Annotated in this window: 14 protein-coding genes; 9 read left to right on the top strand and 5 right to left on the bottom strand. The window is 60.8% G+C overall.

Annotation, left to right across the window (positions count from 1 at the left end):
- Positions 1-10 precede the first annotated feature (10 nt).
- The 4 genes from Q8X48_RS02440 (at position 11) to Q8X48_RS02425 (ending at position 4,818) form a co-directional block, all read left to right on the top strand.
- Positions 11-2,764, top strand: coding sequence for a response regulator (locus tag Q8X48_RS02440; RefSeq protein ID WP_407799321.1), 2,754 nt, complete (start codon positions 11-13; stop codon positions 2,762-2,764).
- Positions 2,765-2,909: 145 nt separating this feature from the next.
- Positions 2,910-3,902 carry a 2-hydroxyacid dehydrogenase gene (locus Q8X48_RS02435; RefSeq protein WP_407799320.1) on the top strand — a complete coding sequence of 331 codons (993 nt, stop codon included), beginning with the start codon at positions 2,910-2,912 and terminating at the stop codon, positions 3,900-3,902.
- Positions 3,903-3,979: 77 nt separating this feature from the next.
- Positions 3,980-4,414, top strand: a complete 435-nt coding sequence (locus Q8X48_RS02430) for a hypothetical protein (RefSeq protein WP_015096451.1) — start codon at positions 3,980-3,982, stop codon at positions 4,412-4,414.
- On the top strand, positions 4,414-4,818 hold the full coding sequence (locus Q8X48_RS02425) for an META domain-containing protein (RefSeq protein ID WP_407799319.1): 405 nt from the start codon (positions 4,414-4,416) through the stop codon (positions 4,816-4,818). Before Q8X48_RS02430 ends, Q8X48_RS02425 begins: the two co-directional genes overlap by 1 nt.
- 199 nt (positions 4,819-5,017) lie before the next feature.
- Here the strand turns inward: Q8X48_RS02425 and Q8X48_RS02420 are convergent, their stop codons facing one another.
- The gene (locus Q8X48_RS02420) at positions 5,018-5,485 is read right to left on the bottom strand and encodes a TlpA disulfide reductase family protein (protein ID WP_217836135.1); all 468 of its coding nucleotides are present in this window, start codon (positions 5,483-5,485) and stop codon (positions 5,018-5,020) included.
- A gap of 114 nt (positions 5,486-5,599) precedes the next feature.
- Between Q8X48_RS02420 and arsC the strand changes: the two genes are divergently transcribed.
- From arsC to Q8X48_RS02405, 3 genes are read left to right on the top strand one after another with little or no spacing between them, the layout of a single operon-like run.
- A complete protein-coding gene (gene arsC, locus Q8X48_RS02415; RefSeq protein ID WP_407799318.1) occupies positions 5,600-5,953 on the top strand; it encodes an arsenate reductase (glutaredoxin) in 354 nt (117 codons plus the stop codon).
- Positions 5,950-6,546 carry an NAD(P)H:quinone oxidoreductase gene (wrbA, locus tag Q8X48_RS02410; protein ID WP_407799317.1) on the top strand — a complete coding sequence of 199 codons (597 nt, stop codon included), beginning with the start codon at positions 5,950-5,952 and terminating at the stop codon, positions 6,544-6,546. Before arsC ends, wrbA begins: the two co-directional genes overlap by 4 nt.
- A gap of 1 nt (position 6,547) precedes the next feature.
- Positions 6,548-6,973, top strand: coding sequence for a DUF2069 domain-containing protein (locus Q8X48_RS02405; RefSeq protein ID WP_126047084.1), 426 nt, complete (start codon positions 6,548-6,550; stop codon positions 6,971-6,973).
- 103 nt (positions 6,974-7,076) lie between these two features.
- Here Q8X48_RS02405 and Q8X48_RS02400 read toward each other — a convergent pair whose 3' ends face one another.
- A complete protein-coding gene (locus tag Q8X48_RS02400) occupies positions 7,077-7,751 on the bottom strand; it encodes a DNA-3-methyladenine glycosylase I (protein ID WP_407799316.1) in 675 nt (224 codons plus the stop codon).
- Positions 7,752-7,930: 179 nt separating this feature from the next.
- Positions 7,931-8,755, bottom strand: coding sequence for a tRNA 2-thiocytidine(32) synthetase TtcA (gene ttcA, locus Q8X48_RS02395; protein ID WP_015096458.1), 825 nt, complete (start codon positions 8,753-8,755; stop codon positions 7,931-7,933).
- Positions 8,756-9,038: 283 nt separating this feature from the next.
- Here ttcA and Q8X48_RS02390 point away from each other — a divergent pair, with 283 nt between their 5' ends.
- Positions 9,039-9,641: a Yip1 family protein gene (locus tag Q8X48_RS02390; protein WP_015096459.1), complete on the top strand. Its 603-nt coding sequence runs from the start codon at positions 9,039-9,041 to the stop codon at positions 9,639-9,641.
- Positions 9,642-9,798: 157 nt separating this feature from the next.
- Positions 9,799-10,293, top strand: coding sequence for a SprT family zinc-dependent metalloprotease (locus Q8X48_RS02385; protein ID WP_126047086.1), 495 nt, complete (start codon positions 9,799-9,801; stop codon positions 10,291-10,293).
- A gap of 135 nt (positions 10,294-10,428) precedes the next feature.
- On the opposite strand, the gene Q8X48_RS02380 is transcribed toward Q8X48_RS02385, so the two are convergent.
- A complete protein-coding gene (locus Q8X48_RS02380; protein WP_407799315.1) occupies positions 10,429-11,610 on the bottom strand; it encodes a CaiB/BaiF CoA transferase family protein in 1,182 nt (393 codons plus the stop codon).
- 144 nt (positions 11,611-11,754) lie between these two features.
- Positions 11,755-13,089, bottom strand: coding sequence for a dicarboxylate/amino acid:cation symporter (locus Q8X48_RS02375; protein ID WP_126047090.1), 1,335 nt, complete (start codon positions 13,087-13,089; stop codon positions 11,755-11,757).
- Positions 13,090-13,309 lie beyond the last annotated feature (220 nt).

The following is a 13,309-nucleotide window of genomic DNA, read 5'->3' as shown; positions in this document are numbered from 1 at the left end:
GGAGAGAGGCGTGCTCAAGAAACTGGGAATCAAAGGCCGCGTGCTGTTGCTGACCCTGTTGCCAACCAGCCTGATGGCGTTGGTGCTGGGGGGGTATTTTACCTGGATGCAACAGGCTGACCTGCAAACCCAACTCATGCAGCGCGGCGAAATGATCGCCGAGCAGTTGGCTCCCCTGGCGGCGCCAGCCATGGGCCATCAGGACAACGAACTGCTCGAACGCATCGCCACCCAGGCCCTGGAACAAACTGACGTACGGGCCGTGACCTTCCTGTCTCCCGACCGCACGCTGCTGGCCCACGCCGGCCCGACCATGCTCAACCAGACGCCTTCCGGCAGCGGCATGCAGATGCTGCGCCGCAGTGGCAACGATGCGACCCGCTATCTGCTGCCGGTGTTCGGTAAACACCGCAACCTGGCCGGAGACGTGATTCCCGAGGAAGCCGACCGCCTGCTGGGCTGGGTCGAACTGGAGCTGTCACATAACAGCATGCTGTTGCGCGGTTATCGCAGCCTGTTCGCCAGCCTGATGCTGATCGCAGCCGGACTGATCGGTGCGGCACTGCTGGCCCTGCGCATGGGTCGTACGATCAACCGGCCACTGAGCCAGATCAAGCAGGCCGTAGCCCAACTCAAGGACGGCCATCTGGAAACCCGCTTGCCGCCCCTCGGCAGCCAGGAGCTGGACGAACTGGCCTCCGGCATCAATCGCATGGCTGGCACCCTGCAAAACGCCCAGGAAGAATTGCAGCACAGCATCGACCAGGCCACCGAAGACGTGCGCCAGAACCTGGAAACCATCGAGATCCAGAACATCGAACTGGACCTGGCGCGCAAGGAAGCCCTGGAAGCGAGCCGGATCAAGTCCGAATTCCTGGCCAACATGAGTCATGAAATCCGCACGCCGCTCAACGGCATTCTCGGCTTCACCCACCTGTTGCAAAAAAGCGAGCTCACGCCACGCCAGCTCGACTACCTGGGGACCATCGAAAAATCCGCCGACAGCCTGCTGGGCATCATCAACGAGATTCTCGACTTCTCGAAAATCGAGGCTGGCAAGTTGGTGCTCGACCATATTCCGTTCAATCTGCGCGACCTGCTGCAAGACACCCTGACCATCCTCGCCCCCGCCGCCCACGCCAAGCAGCTGGAACTGGTGAGCCTGGTGTACCGGGACACGCCGCTGTCCCTGGTCGGCGACCCGCTGCGGCTCAAGCAGATCCTGACGAACCTGGTGAGCAACGCAATCAAGTTCACCCGCGAAGGCACCATCGTCGCCCGCGCCATGCTCGAAGAAGAGCACGAAGACACCGTGCAACTGCGCATCAGCATCCAGGACACCGGCATCGGTCTGTCCAACCAGGACGTGCGCGCCCTGTTCCAGGCCTTCAGCCAGGCCGACAACTCGCTGTCGCGGCAACCCGGCGGCACAGGCCTGGGCCTGGTGATTTCCAAGCGCCTGATCGAACAGATGGGCGGCGAGATCGGTGTCGACAGCACGCCCGGGGAAGGCTCGGAATTCTGGATCAGCCTGAGCCTGCCGAAAGCCCGCGACGATGCCGAAGACCTGCCCGCCGCGCCCTTGCTCGGGCGCCGGGTGGCGGTGCTGGAAAACCACGAACTGGCCCGGCAGGCGTTGCAGCATCAACTGGAAGACTGTGGCCTGAGCACCACGCCGTTCAATACCCTGGAAAGCCTGACCAATGGCGTCACCGCCGCCCACCAGACCGATCAGGCGATCGACCTCGCCGTGCTCGGCATCACCAGCAACGACATGCCGCCGGAACGCCTCAACCAGCACATCTGGGACCTCGAACACCTTGGCTGCAAAGTGCTGGTGCTGTGCCCGACCACGGAACAGACGCTGTTCCACCTTTCCGTGCCCAACCCCCACAGCCAGCTCCAGGCGAAACCGGCCTGTACCCGCAAGCTGCGACGCTCCCTGTCTGACCTGGTCAGCCCGCGCCCGATGCGCAGCGAGCCGGGCGAACCGGTGTCCAGCCGTGCACCGAAGGTGCTGTGCGTCGATGACAATCCGGCCAACCTGATGCTGGTGCAGACCCTGCTCGAAGACATGGGCGCCAAGGTGCTTGCGGTGGAAAGCGGTTATGCCGCCGTCAAGGCGGTACAGAACGAGACATTCGATCTGGTATTGATGGACGTGCAGATGCCCGGCATGGACGGTCGCCAGAGCACCGAGGCGATTCGCCAGTGGGAAAGCGAACGGCATTGCACGCCGTTGCCGATCGTGGCCCTCACCGCCCACGCCATGGCCAACGAAAAACGCGCACTGTTGCAAAGTGGCATGGACGACTACCTGACCAAACCGATCAGCGAACGACAACTGGCCCAGGTGGTGCTGAAGTGGAGCGGCCTGGCGCTGCGCAATCACAGCCCGGAGCGCTCCGGCGATGGGCACGGTGGCGCACATGACTTGTTGGTGCTCGACCACGAGGAAGGATTGCGCCTGGCCGCCGGCAAAGCTGATCTGGCCGCAGACATGCTGGCGATGCTGCTCGCCTCTCTGGAGGCTGACCGCGAAGCCATCCGTCTGGCTCAGCAGAGCGATGACCACAACGCCCTGATCGAACGGGTCCATCGGCTGCATGGCGCGACGCGTTATTGCGGCGTACCGCAATTGCGTGCGGCCTGCCAACGCAGCGAAACCCTGCTCAAGCAACAGGACCCGAAAGCCAGCGTGGCACTCGATGAACTCGACCGGGCGATCAATCGCCTGGCAGCTCACGCGCGAATGAACGCTTGATGCAGCGCAATCGTGGGAATCAAGTATCAGCGTAAGCTCTGTGGGAGCTGGCTTGCCAGCGATGGCGGCCTCAAGGACAACGTAGAGCTTGATACCCTCATCGCCGGCAAGCCAGCTACTACTGGAACGAGGCAAAGAGGAAATCATGCGTACGATTCTTTTCAGCAGCCAGAACTACGACATCGACAGCTTTCGCGCGGCCGGGCAACCGGCCGGCATCGAGCTGCAATTTCAGCCTGCGCGCCTGAGCCTCGACACGGTAGCGCTCGCCCAAGGGTATGAAGCGGTCTGCGCGTTTATCAATGATGACCTTGGCGCGGCAGTGCTCGAGCGCCTGGCCGCTGGAGGCACGCGCCTGATCGCCCTGCGCTCGGCGGGTTACAACCACGTCGACTTGCCAACGGCAAAACGTCTGGGACTGGCCATCGTGCGCGTCCCGGCCTATTCGCCTCACGCCGTGGCCGAACACGCAGTGGCGCTGATCCTCGCACTCAACCGCCGCTTGCCCCGCGCCTGCAACCGCACCCGCGATGGGGATTTCAGACTGCAAGGGCTGACCGGTTTCGACCTGGTGGGCAAGACGGTCGGCGTGGTCGGCACCGGGCAGATCGGCGCCACATTCGCCAAAATCATGAACGGTTTTGGCTGCCGGTTACTGGCCTATGACCCCTACCCCAACCCGCAGGTCGAAGCCTTGGGCGCGCGCTACCTGAGCCTGCCGCAACTGCTGGCCGAATCGCAGATCATCAGCCTGCACTGCCCGCTCAACGAGCAGAGCAAGCATATGATCAACCGCGAATCACTGGCGCACATGCAACCGGGCGCGATGCTGATCAATACCGGACGAGGCGGCCTGGTGGACACCCCGGCGCTGATCGACGCGCTGAAAGACGGTCGCCTCGGCTATCTGGGGCTGGACGTGTATGAGGAGGAGGCGCAACTGTTCTTCGAGGACCGTTCCGACCTGCCGTTGCAAGACGATGTGCTGGCCAGGCTGCTGACCTTTCCTAACGTGATCGTCACCGCGCACCAGGCCTTTCTGACCCACGAAGCGCTGGACGCGATTGCCGCCACCACGTTGCGCAACATCGCCGCCTGGGTGGCGGGCACGCCGGAAAACCTGGTCACGGGCGACTGAAACGGATCGAAGGTCATCGGCCTGCGCGATGCGGCATGCAAGCCCGTGCTAGCATATCGCGCATATTTGGAGGACCCATGGTCGAACACGATTTCCGCTACAGCCTGATGAACCCGCAACACACCCTCACCGAATGCCGCGCCCTGGTGCCGGGGCGTTATCAGGTCACCGGCAACGGTGGCTCGATTCGCAACAACGACGTGCTGGTCGTGACCCTCAAGGGCGCCAAGGACTTGTCCATGCGCCTGACCGTCGAAACGGTTCGCCACCTGATCAATCCGCCCGGCCAATGGGTCGCGGTGGCCAGCGGTCCGGTGTTCGGCGAACTGGCGATCCATACCTGGCAAGTGAACTGCGACAGCTGCGCCAAAGCACTGAGCTTCGAGTTCGCCGTCGACGCCAAACTGGGCAACAAGGCTGAAAAACCTGCCGCCACCGCAAGAATTGCCGAGCTGGGCTGGACTACCGTCGGCGAGAAACACCTGTGCCCGAAATGCCAGGAGCCTGCGTGATGAAACGCCTCGCTCTGAGCGCGATGGCCGGTGCCAGCCTGCTGGGCTGCGCCGCCGAGCCGGTGCAGCTTGAACACAATCGCAGCTACATCCTGGAGTGGATCGGCGAGCGGCCGCTGATGGACTACAGCCACCTGACCATCACGCTCGGTGAAGATAGCCGGGCCTACGGCAATGGCGGCTGCAACCACTGGTTCGCGCCGTACACCCTGGAGGGCGACAAACTGACCTTCGGCAAAATCGGCAGCACCCGCAAACTGTGCGCGCCGGCGCTGATGGAGCAGGAAAAACGCTTCCTGCAGGCCCTGGAAAACGTCCAGCGCTGGGACGTCTCCCCGATCGAGCAGATCCGCTTCTGGCCAGCCGAAGGCAAGCCGCTGCGTTGGTGGCTTGAGGAAGGTTGATCGCCTCCTCTTCTGCATCCTGATGGATGACTGTGGCGAGGGGGCTTGCCCCCGTTGGGCTGCGTAGCAGCCCTAATCCCGGTCACTTCATTTCGTCAGGCTCACCGTGTGTTTCGGTTTTGCGTCTGCTACGCAGCCGAACGGGGGCAAGCCCCCTCGCCACAAAAAGCCCCTGACCACAATGAATTCGATCACCTGATCAATTCTTCGCCTGCAACGCCTCAAGCTTCGCCATCACCCCCGCCGCCGTCTGTTCACCCATCAACTGCTCACGCACCTTGCCCTTGTTATCGATGATGTACGTCACCGGCAATGCCTCGCTGCGTGGCAATTCGAACAATTCGGCAGGGTCCTGGGCCAACACCGTGAACTTGATCCCCAGTTTCTCGCTCGCGTCCTTCAGTTCCTGACCCTGGACGTTGTCGAAGTTAACCCCGAACACACCGATTTTCTTGCCCTTGAGTTGCTCGGCCAGGGTGTTCAACTCCGGGATTTCGGTACGGCAAGGACCGCACCATTCTGCCCAGTAGTTGAGTACCAGCCATTTGCCATCCAGTCGGTCGGCGGCGATCTTGTGGCCGTCCTGGTCGATGCCATAGTCATTCCCGCAGCCCCCCAGCATCAACGCTCCGATGATCGCCAATGCTGCTGCCAGTCGCCTTGTCATGTCGTGTTCCTTTTCAAAAATTGAATGCACCTGCGACCCATCGCCTCTCACGGTTCTGGATTGCGCGCTGCACAGTTAGAATAGCCGCCACCTTACGCAAGATGCGAACCGCTCATGACCGATCTGACGCTTTATCACAACCCGCGCTGCTCGAAATCCCGCGGTGCGCTCGAACTGCTAGAAGCCCGTGGCCTGACCCCGACCGTGGTGCGTTACCTGGACACTCCGCTGGACACCTCGCAAATCCAGCGCCTGCTGGGCAAGCTGGGGATCAGCGCGCGGCAACTGCTGCGCACCGGCGAGGACGAGTACAAGACTCTCAATCTGGCCGACAGCAGCCTGAGCGAAGCGCAATTGATTAGCGCCATCGCCGCCCACCCGAAACTGATGGAGCGACCGATTCTCGAAGTCGGCGACAAGGCCATCATCGGCCGCCCACCGGAGCAGATCCTGGAACTGCTGCCATGAGTGCACCGTACATTCTGGTTCTGTACTACAGCCGCAGCGGCTCGACCAACGAAATGGCCCGGCAGATCGCCCGTGGCGTCGAACAGGCCGGGCTTGAGGCCCGCCTGCGCACGGTGCCGGCGATTTCCACCGAATGCGAAGCTGTTGCGCCGCAGATTCCCGAGGAAGGCGCGCTGTATGCCAGCCTCGACGACCTGAAGAACTGCGCTGGCCTGGCACTCGGCAGCCCGACCCGCTTCGGCAATATGGCCGCACCGCTCAAGTACTTCCTCGACGGCACCAGCAACCTGTGGCTGACCGGCGCCCTGGTGGGTAAACCGGCCGGCGTGTTCACCTCCACCGCGAGCCTGCACGGCGGCCAGGAGACGACCCTGCTGTCGATGATGTTGCCGTTGTTGCACCACGGCATGCTGATCACCGGCCTGCCTTACAGCGAATCGGCACTGCTGGAAACCCAGGGCGGCGGCACACCCTACGGCGCCAGCCACCACGCCGGTGCCGATGGCAAAAGCGGCCTGGATAGCCATGAAGTGGCGCTGTGCCGCGCGCTGGGCATGCGCCTGGCCAAGACTGCACAGAAACTGGAGAACTGAAATGGCCAGGAAGCCGAAGATACTCCCTGCCATTGACTGGCTCGAGCCTCGGGTGCGGGCGATGCGTGTCATCAGCCTGCTGTGCTTTTTGGGGCTAGTGGGCCTGCTGTGCGTCTACTACCTGCTGATTGCCGACCTGCATGGCGCCCGGCCATGGGTGATTCTGCTGATCGAACTGGTGCCACTGCTGATACTGGCGCCGGGCATGATCATCGGCAGTCCTCGCGGGCATTCATGGATGTGCTTTGTGGTGAACCTGTATTTCATCAAGGGTGCTTTGGCCGCTTATGACCCGAACCGGCAAATCTTCGGTTTGCTGGAGATGGGCGCAAGCCTGGCGGTGTTTTGCTCGGCACTGCTGTATGTGCGCTGGCGTTATCAGTTGAACCGCAAGCTGGCGGGTGAAGGCGGGGCCTCCGTCGCCTGATCTGACGCCTTCTACCCGAGCAAGCCCGCTCCCACAGGGGGATTTGTGAGCGACACAGATCCCATGTGGGAGCGGGCTTGCTCGCGAAGGGGGCGACTCGGTCTTAATGATTCACTGTGTAAGCCAGCATCATCGAAATCTGGCTCATCGGCCGCCCGCCACTTTCCGCATGCCACTGGTTGAACACGTCCTGCACCAACGCCAGGTCGCGCAGACTGCTCGGCACCTTGTCGATGATGTCCTGTGCATTCAAAGCCGCGACCACATCGTAGCTCGGCACAAAGGTGTCCTTGCCGATCATCCGCAGGAAGCGCGGGGCTGACAGGCCACCCAACTGATGCCCGCGTTTTTTCAGGAAGGTCCAGAGCCCGACGATATCGGTCACCGGCCAGTCGGCGATCAGTTCGCCGAAGCTGCCCTTTTTATGGGCCACGTCCAGTATGAATTGCGCATTGCGCGGCACACTCTTGAGCTTGCCCAGGTGACGGATGATCCGTGTGTCCTGCATCAGCCGCTCAAGGTGCTCGGCGCTCATCAGCACGACTTTTTCCGGGTCGAACCTGAAGAACACCTCTTCGAAGGCCGGCCACTTGGCGTCCACCAGGCTGTGCTTGAGCCCGGCGCGGAATACCCGTAGCGCCATCATCGAGAGGTAGCGATCGTCGCTGATCTTGCGCAGTTGCGCGGGAGTCTTGGGAACGGGCAGATGGGCTTCCAGTTCAGCCGCCGAACCGAAGCGGTTCAGACAGTATTCATTGAGCCACTTGTAATCGCGCATGCCCTCTCCTGAGGATTGAAACGAAAAACAAATGTGGGAGCGGGCTTGTGGCGAGGGGGCTTGCCCCCGTTGGGCTGCGAAGCGGCCCCAAGATCTCCGATGTACCAAAGATCTTGTGAGTGCTACGCACTCAAACGGGGGCAAGCCCCCTCGCCACAGGCCCGCTCCCACAGTTTTAATCAGAGGTTGACCACGTTGACGAAGCGCGATGCGGCGCTTTCGTCGATCTTGAGGCTGGTGAAGTCAAACAGGTTGCGGTCCGCCAGTTGCGACGGGATCACGTTCTGCAGGCTGCGGAAAATGCTCTCGGTACGGCCCGGGGTCTTGCGTTCCCAGTCCTGCAGCATTTCCTTGACCACCTGACGCTGCAGGTTTTCCTGGGAACCACAGAGGTTGCACGGAATGATCGGGAATTGCTTGAAGTCCGAGTAGGCCTGGATGTCTTTTTCGTTGCAGTAGGCCAGCGGGCGGATCACCACGTTTCGACCATCGTCGGCGCGCAGCTTCGGCGGCATGGCCTTGAGCGAACCGTTGAAGAACATGTTCAGGAAGAACGTTTCGACGATGTCGTCGCGATGGTGACCCAGGGCCATCTTGGTCGCGCCAATTTCATCGGCAAAGGTGTAGAGCGTGCCGCGACGCAGGCGCGAGCACAGCGAACACGTCGTCTTGCCTTCCGGAATCAGCTCCTTGACCACCGAATACGTGTCTTTCTCGACGATGTGGTACTCGATACCCAGTTCTTTCAGGTAGGCCGGCAGCACGTGCTCCGGGAAGCCCGGCTGCTTCTGGTCCATGTTCACGGCCACGATCTCGAACTTGATCGGCGCGACCTTCTGCAAGTGCATCAGCACATCGAGCATGGTGTAGCTGTCCTTGCCACCGGACAGGCAGACCATGACCTTGTCGCCGTCTTCAATCATGTTGAAATCGGCAACCGCCTCACCGGCCTGTCGGCGAAGGCGCTTTTGCAGTTTGTTCTGGTTGACCGTGAGAGTGCCCATGACGCGAAATCCGTGAGGTGTGACGAAAGGCGGGCATTTTACGCAAATTCTTTGCACTTGTGGCGAGGGGGCAACATCTCTAGCTCACCTACAGACCCTGCAGCGATTAACAACCGGGTTTACAGCGCAATTTGCTCTAAAGCCCCTACACCCTCTGGGGAAACTCCTCCCTATACTGCGACATAAGGTCGCTTACATATTTCAGACCTGTGACTTGCTTGGCCGCATTGGCCCGTAGGCGCTCCACTGGGGGGCGACGGTAAAGACAAGAGGAGTGACTGGCATGATCCATCACGTAGTGGGGCTCTTCACCCACCCTGACCAAGAATGGAAAGAAATCCGTGGCGACCAGGAGGAAAGCATCAGCCACATGTACCTGACCCATACGCTGATCCTGGCGGCCATCCCCGCCGTGTCTGCCTTCATTGGCACCACGCAGGTCGGCTGGGTTATCGGCAATCGGCCTCCCGTGATGTTGACCGTAGAAAGCGCGATATGGATGACGGTCATGTCGTACCTGGCGATGCTCGGCGGTGTAGCGGTAATGGGCGCATTCATTCACTGGATGGCCCGCACCTACGACGCCAACCCAAGCCTGGCCCGCTGCATTGCGTTTGCAACCTACACCGCGACCCCCTTGTTCATCGGCGGCCTCGCGGCCTTGTACCCGCACTTGTGGCTGGGGATGATCGTCGGCACTGCAGCCATCTGCTACACGGTGTACTTGCTGTATGTGGGCTTACCGACGTTCATGAACATTCCATCTGACGAGGGCTTCCTGTTTTCAAGTTCAGTGCTCGCCGTAGGCCTGGTGGTGCTGGTCGCCATCATGGCGTTCACCGTGATTGTCTGGGGACTCGGCGTGGGGCCGGTCTACACCAATTAGCCGCTCATCACCGAAAGTCAGAAATGCCGATAAAGGCCGCCGCAAGGTGGCCTTTTCATTCTTCAGCAAGGAGAAAGTCCACGACCATTCGGCAACCTGGTGATTCGCACGGCCCGAGGGTTGCGGCATACTCGAGCGCTCTGGAGATCCATCAAGCATGCCCGAGCAACTCAATTCCCGCGTCGAAGACTGTTTCCAACTAGCCGAATCCTTTTTCAAACGACCTTTCAAGCGCCCTGTGGTGAGCCTCAAGCTACGCGGGCAAAAAGCCGGTGTCGCGCATTTGCACGAGAACCTGCTGCGCTTCAACCCGCAGCTGTACCGGGACAATACCGAGGATTTTCTCAAGCAGACCGTGGCCCATGAAGTCGCGCACCTGATCGCCCACCAGCTGTTCGGCGACCGCATCCAGCCCCATGGCGAAGAGTGGCAATTGATCATGCGCGGCGTGTACGAACTGCCGCCCAACCGCTGCCACACCTATGACGTCAAACGCCGCAGCGTGACCCGTTACATCTACAAATGCCCATGCGCCGACAGCGACTTCCCGTTCTCGGCCCAGCGCCACAGCCTGGTGCGGCAAGGGCGGCGGTATCTGTGCCGGCGGTGTCGCAACACCTTGGTGTTCAGTGGGGAGATGCGGGTCGAGTAGCGAGATTTGCGGTGGCTGTACTGGCCTCTTCGCGGGCAAGCCCGCTCCCACAGGGACTCGCGTCGATGACAAGTTCTGTGGACAACCCCGGCCACTGTGGGAGCGGGCTTGCCCGCGAAGAGGCCAGTACAAACACTAGAGAATCACGTTGTTACTCCGCAGCTCTTCAATTCGCTCAACGCTAAACCCCAACTCCCCCAACACCTGATCCGTATGCTGCCCCAGCGCCGCGCCGATATACTTCGGCTCAGGCAACCCCTCTGAAAACTTCAGCGGACAAGCCATCTGCGCCTGAACCGAACCATCGCCCCGCGGCACTTCGGCCACCAACTCCCGCGCCTGCAACTGTGGATGACACAGCGCTTCTCCCAGGCTCAACACCGGTTCGACGCACGCATCCAGTTCCGCGAACAGCGCACGCAACTCGGCAAAATCATGCTTTTCGAATTCGACCTTCAGCGCGTCTTTTAGCTTTTTCTGATGCGCCGCTTGCGGTGACAGGCCCAAGCCAGCCAGTTCCTCCAGCCCCAATGCCGTGCACAACTGCTTCATGAACACCGGTTCCAGACTGCCCACCGACAGCCAGCGCCCATCCCGGGAACGGTAGTAATCGTAAAAGCTGCCGCCATTGAGCACCTGGTTTTCCGGCCCCGGCTCGACGCCACAGGCAAGATATCCGGCACCCGCCAGTGCATTCAGGCTGAACGCGCAGTCGGTCATGCTGACATCCAGGTGCTGGCCCTGACCGGTTTGCTGCCGGGCGACTACCGCCGCCAGCAAGCCAATCACCCCGTGCAGCGAGCCACCGGCGACATCCGCCACCTGCATGCCCAACGGCAGTGGCCCACTTTCGGCTCGGCCGGTGTAACTCGCCAGCCCGGACAAGGCCAGATAGTTGATGTCGTGGCCGGCGCGGTCCTTGTAGGGACCGGTCTGGCCGTAGCCGGTGATCGACACATAAATCAGTTTTGGGTTGATCGCCTTCAGGGCCTCATACCCCAGCCCCAGTCGCTCCATGACACCGGGGCGGAATTGCTCCAGCACGATGTCGTAGTCCTGCAACAGCTGCTTGATGACATCCAGCGCCTCAGGCTGTTTGAGGTCCAGGGCCAGGCTACGCTTGTTGCGGTTGAGGTAGGCATGACTGGCCGACACCCCTTGATCGTGGGGCGGCAATACCCGCAGCAGATCCATGCGGGTCGGTGATTCGATGCGCAACACTTCGGCGCCCATGTCCGCCAGCAGCAACGAAGCGAACGGCCCCGGCAGCAGTGTCGAGAAATCCAGAACCTTGAGTGATGCCAATGGACCGAGCATGAACGTTCTCCCTTAACAATGCCCACAGCCTAGGCAGCCGATCGCTTTGCGGCAATCACCTTATGCGCCACGTGCAGTGACCGTTACGCTCAAACCGCAGGCAACAAAAAACCCGCCGAAGCGGGTTTTTCATCAGGACAAGGCTTACTTGGCGTTAGCCGGGGCTCCCTCTTCGACGTGGCCCAAAACATCGTCTTTAGGCTCGTCGGCAATGCCGCGTCCGCCCGAAGCCAGTTCGGCTTGCAGCACGTCGGTGTCCAGTTCCTTGACCCACTTGGCCACAACGATGGTCGCCACGGCGTTACCGATCAGGTTGGTCAGGGCACGGGCTTCGGACATGAAACGGTCGATACCGAGGATCAGCGCCAAGCCGGCAACTGGCAGGTGGCCGACGGCGGACAGCGTTGCAGCCAGTACGATGAAACCACTACCGGTCACACCCGCAGCGCCTTTGGAGGACAGCAGCAACACCACCAGCAGGGTGATCTGGTGCGTGATGTCCATGGGCGTATCGGTTGCCTGGGCAATGAACACCGCGGCCATGGTCAGGTAGATCGCAGTACCGTCGAGGTTGAACGAGTAGCCGGTCGGGATCACCAGGCCTACTACGGATTTCTGCGCGCCCAGACGCTCCATTTTGATCAGCATGCGTGGCAGCACCGATTCCGAAGAAGAAGTACCGAGCACGATCAGCAGCTCCTCACGGATGTAGCGGATCATTTTCAACACGCTGAAGCCGTGCATGCGGGCGATGGAGCCCAGCACGATCAGGATGAACAGCAGGCAAGTGATGTAGAAGCACGCCATCAGTTGACCCAGTTGCACCAGCGAGCCGACACCGTAGGCACCGATAGTGAACGCCATGGCACCGAAGGCACCGATGGGCGCGAGCTTCATGATCATGTTGATGATGTTGAACATCACGTGGGCGAAGCGATCGATGAGGTCCAGCAGCGGCTTGCCGTAGGCTCCAAGGCGATGCAGGGCGAAACCGAAGATCACCGAGAACATCAACACTTGCAGGATGTCGCCGGTGGCGAAGGCGCCGACGATGGTGCTAGGGATCACGTTCAGCAGGAAGCCGACGACGCTTTGGTCGGCACCGGCCGCCACATAAGCGGCAACCTTGGAGGCATCGAGGGTGGCGACGTCGATATGCATGCCATTACCTGGCTGCACGATGTTGACCACGACCAGACCGACCAGCAAGGCAATGGTCGACACGATTTCGAAGTACAGCAGAGCATAACCACCGGTCTTGCCGACGGACTTCATGTTCTGCATGCCGGCGATGCCGCTGACAACGGTACAGAAGATGATCGGGGCGATGATCATTTTGATCAGCTTGATGAACCCGTCGCCCAGTGGCTTAACGGCCACACCGAGCTGTGGATAGTAGTGACCGAGGGCGATACCGATGACAATTGCAACGATCACCTGGAAATACAGGGATTTGTACAGTGGCTGACGAGTCGTCATTGCAAAGTTCCTCAAGGGTGCCCGGTGACAACATCCATCTGTTGCCCGCAACACCGCAATTGCGAACCCTCCTGCACTGGAGGGATTTGTTTTTTCGAGCTGCGCAACGGCAGGCCTCTGGAAGTTGTATCGCAAGGCCCGTGCCACCTTCCGTAAAACCCCTGCATGCCTTTTGATATCAGGGGTTGCAGCAAACTCCCTGTCACCGAATGGTTACATG

The sequence above is a fragment of the Pseudomonas sp. QLc11A genome, from assembly GCF_052112305.1.
In the GTDB taxonomy this organism is placed as follows: domain Bacteria; phylum Pseudomonadota; class Gammaproteobacteria; order Pseudomonadales; family Pseudomonadaceae; genus Aquipseudomonas; species Aquipseudomonas laurylsulfatiphila.
The sequence above is the reverse complement of the archived record's forward strand: the minus strand, read 5'-3'. Positions and strand labels throughout refer to the sequence as shown.

Bases quoted from the DNA above. Each gene is read 5' to 3' on its own strand.
- Q8X48_RS02435 (WP_407799320.1), top strand. From the start codon at position 2,910: ATGCGTACGATTCTTTTCAGCAGCCAGAACTACGACATCGACAGCTTT.
- Q8X48_RS02430 (WP_015096451.1), top strand. From the start codon at position 3,980: ATGGTCGAACACGATTTCCGCTACAGCCTGATGAACCCGCAACACACC.
- Q8X48_RS02425 (WP_407799319.1), top strand. From the start codon at position 4,414: ATGAAACGCCTCGCTCTGAGCGCGATGGCCGGTGCCAGCCTGCTGGGC.
- Q8X48_RS02420 (WP_217836135.1), bottom strand. From the start codon at position 5,485: ATGACAAGGCGACTGGCAGCAGCATTGGCGATCATCGGAGCGTTGATG.
- arsC (WP_407799318.1), top strand. From the start codon at position 5,600: ATGACCGATCTGACGCTTTATCACAACCCGCGCTGCTCGAAATCCCGC.
- wrbA (WP_407799317.1), top strand. From the start codon at position 5,950: ATGAGTGCACCGTACATTCTGGTTCTGTACTACAGCCGCAGCGGCTCG.
- Q8X48_RS02405 (WP_126047084.1), top strand. From the start codon at position 6,548: ATGGCCAGGAAGCCGAAGATACTCCCTGCCATTGACTGGCTCGAGCCT.
- Q8X48_RS02400 (WP_407799316.1), bottom strand. From the start codon at position 7,751: ATGCGCGATTACAAGTGGCTCAATGAATACTGTCTGAACCGCTTCGGT.
- ttcA (WP_015096458.1), bottom strand. From the start codon at position 8,755: ATGGGCACTCTCACGGTCAACCAGAACAAACTGCAAAAGCGCCTTCGC.
- Q8X48_RS02390 (WP_015096459.1), top strand. From the start codon at position 9,039: ATGATCCATCACGTAGTGGGGCTCTTCACCCACCCTGACCAAGAATGG.
- Q8X48_RS02385 (WP_126047086.1), top strand. From the start codon at position 9,799: ATGCCCGAGCAACTCAATTCCCGCGTCGAAGACTGTTTCCAACTAGCC.
- Q8X48_RS02380 (WP_407799315.1), bottom strand. From the start codon at position 11,610: ATGCTCGGTCCATTGGCATCACTCAAGGTTCTGGATTTCTCGACACTG.
- Q8X48_RS02375 (WP_126047090.1), bottom strand. From the start codon at position 13,089: ATGACGACTCGTCAGCCACTGTACAAATCCCTGTATTTCCAGGTGATC.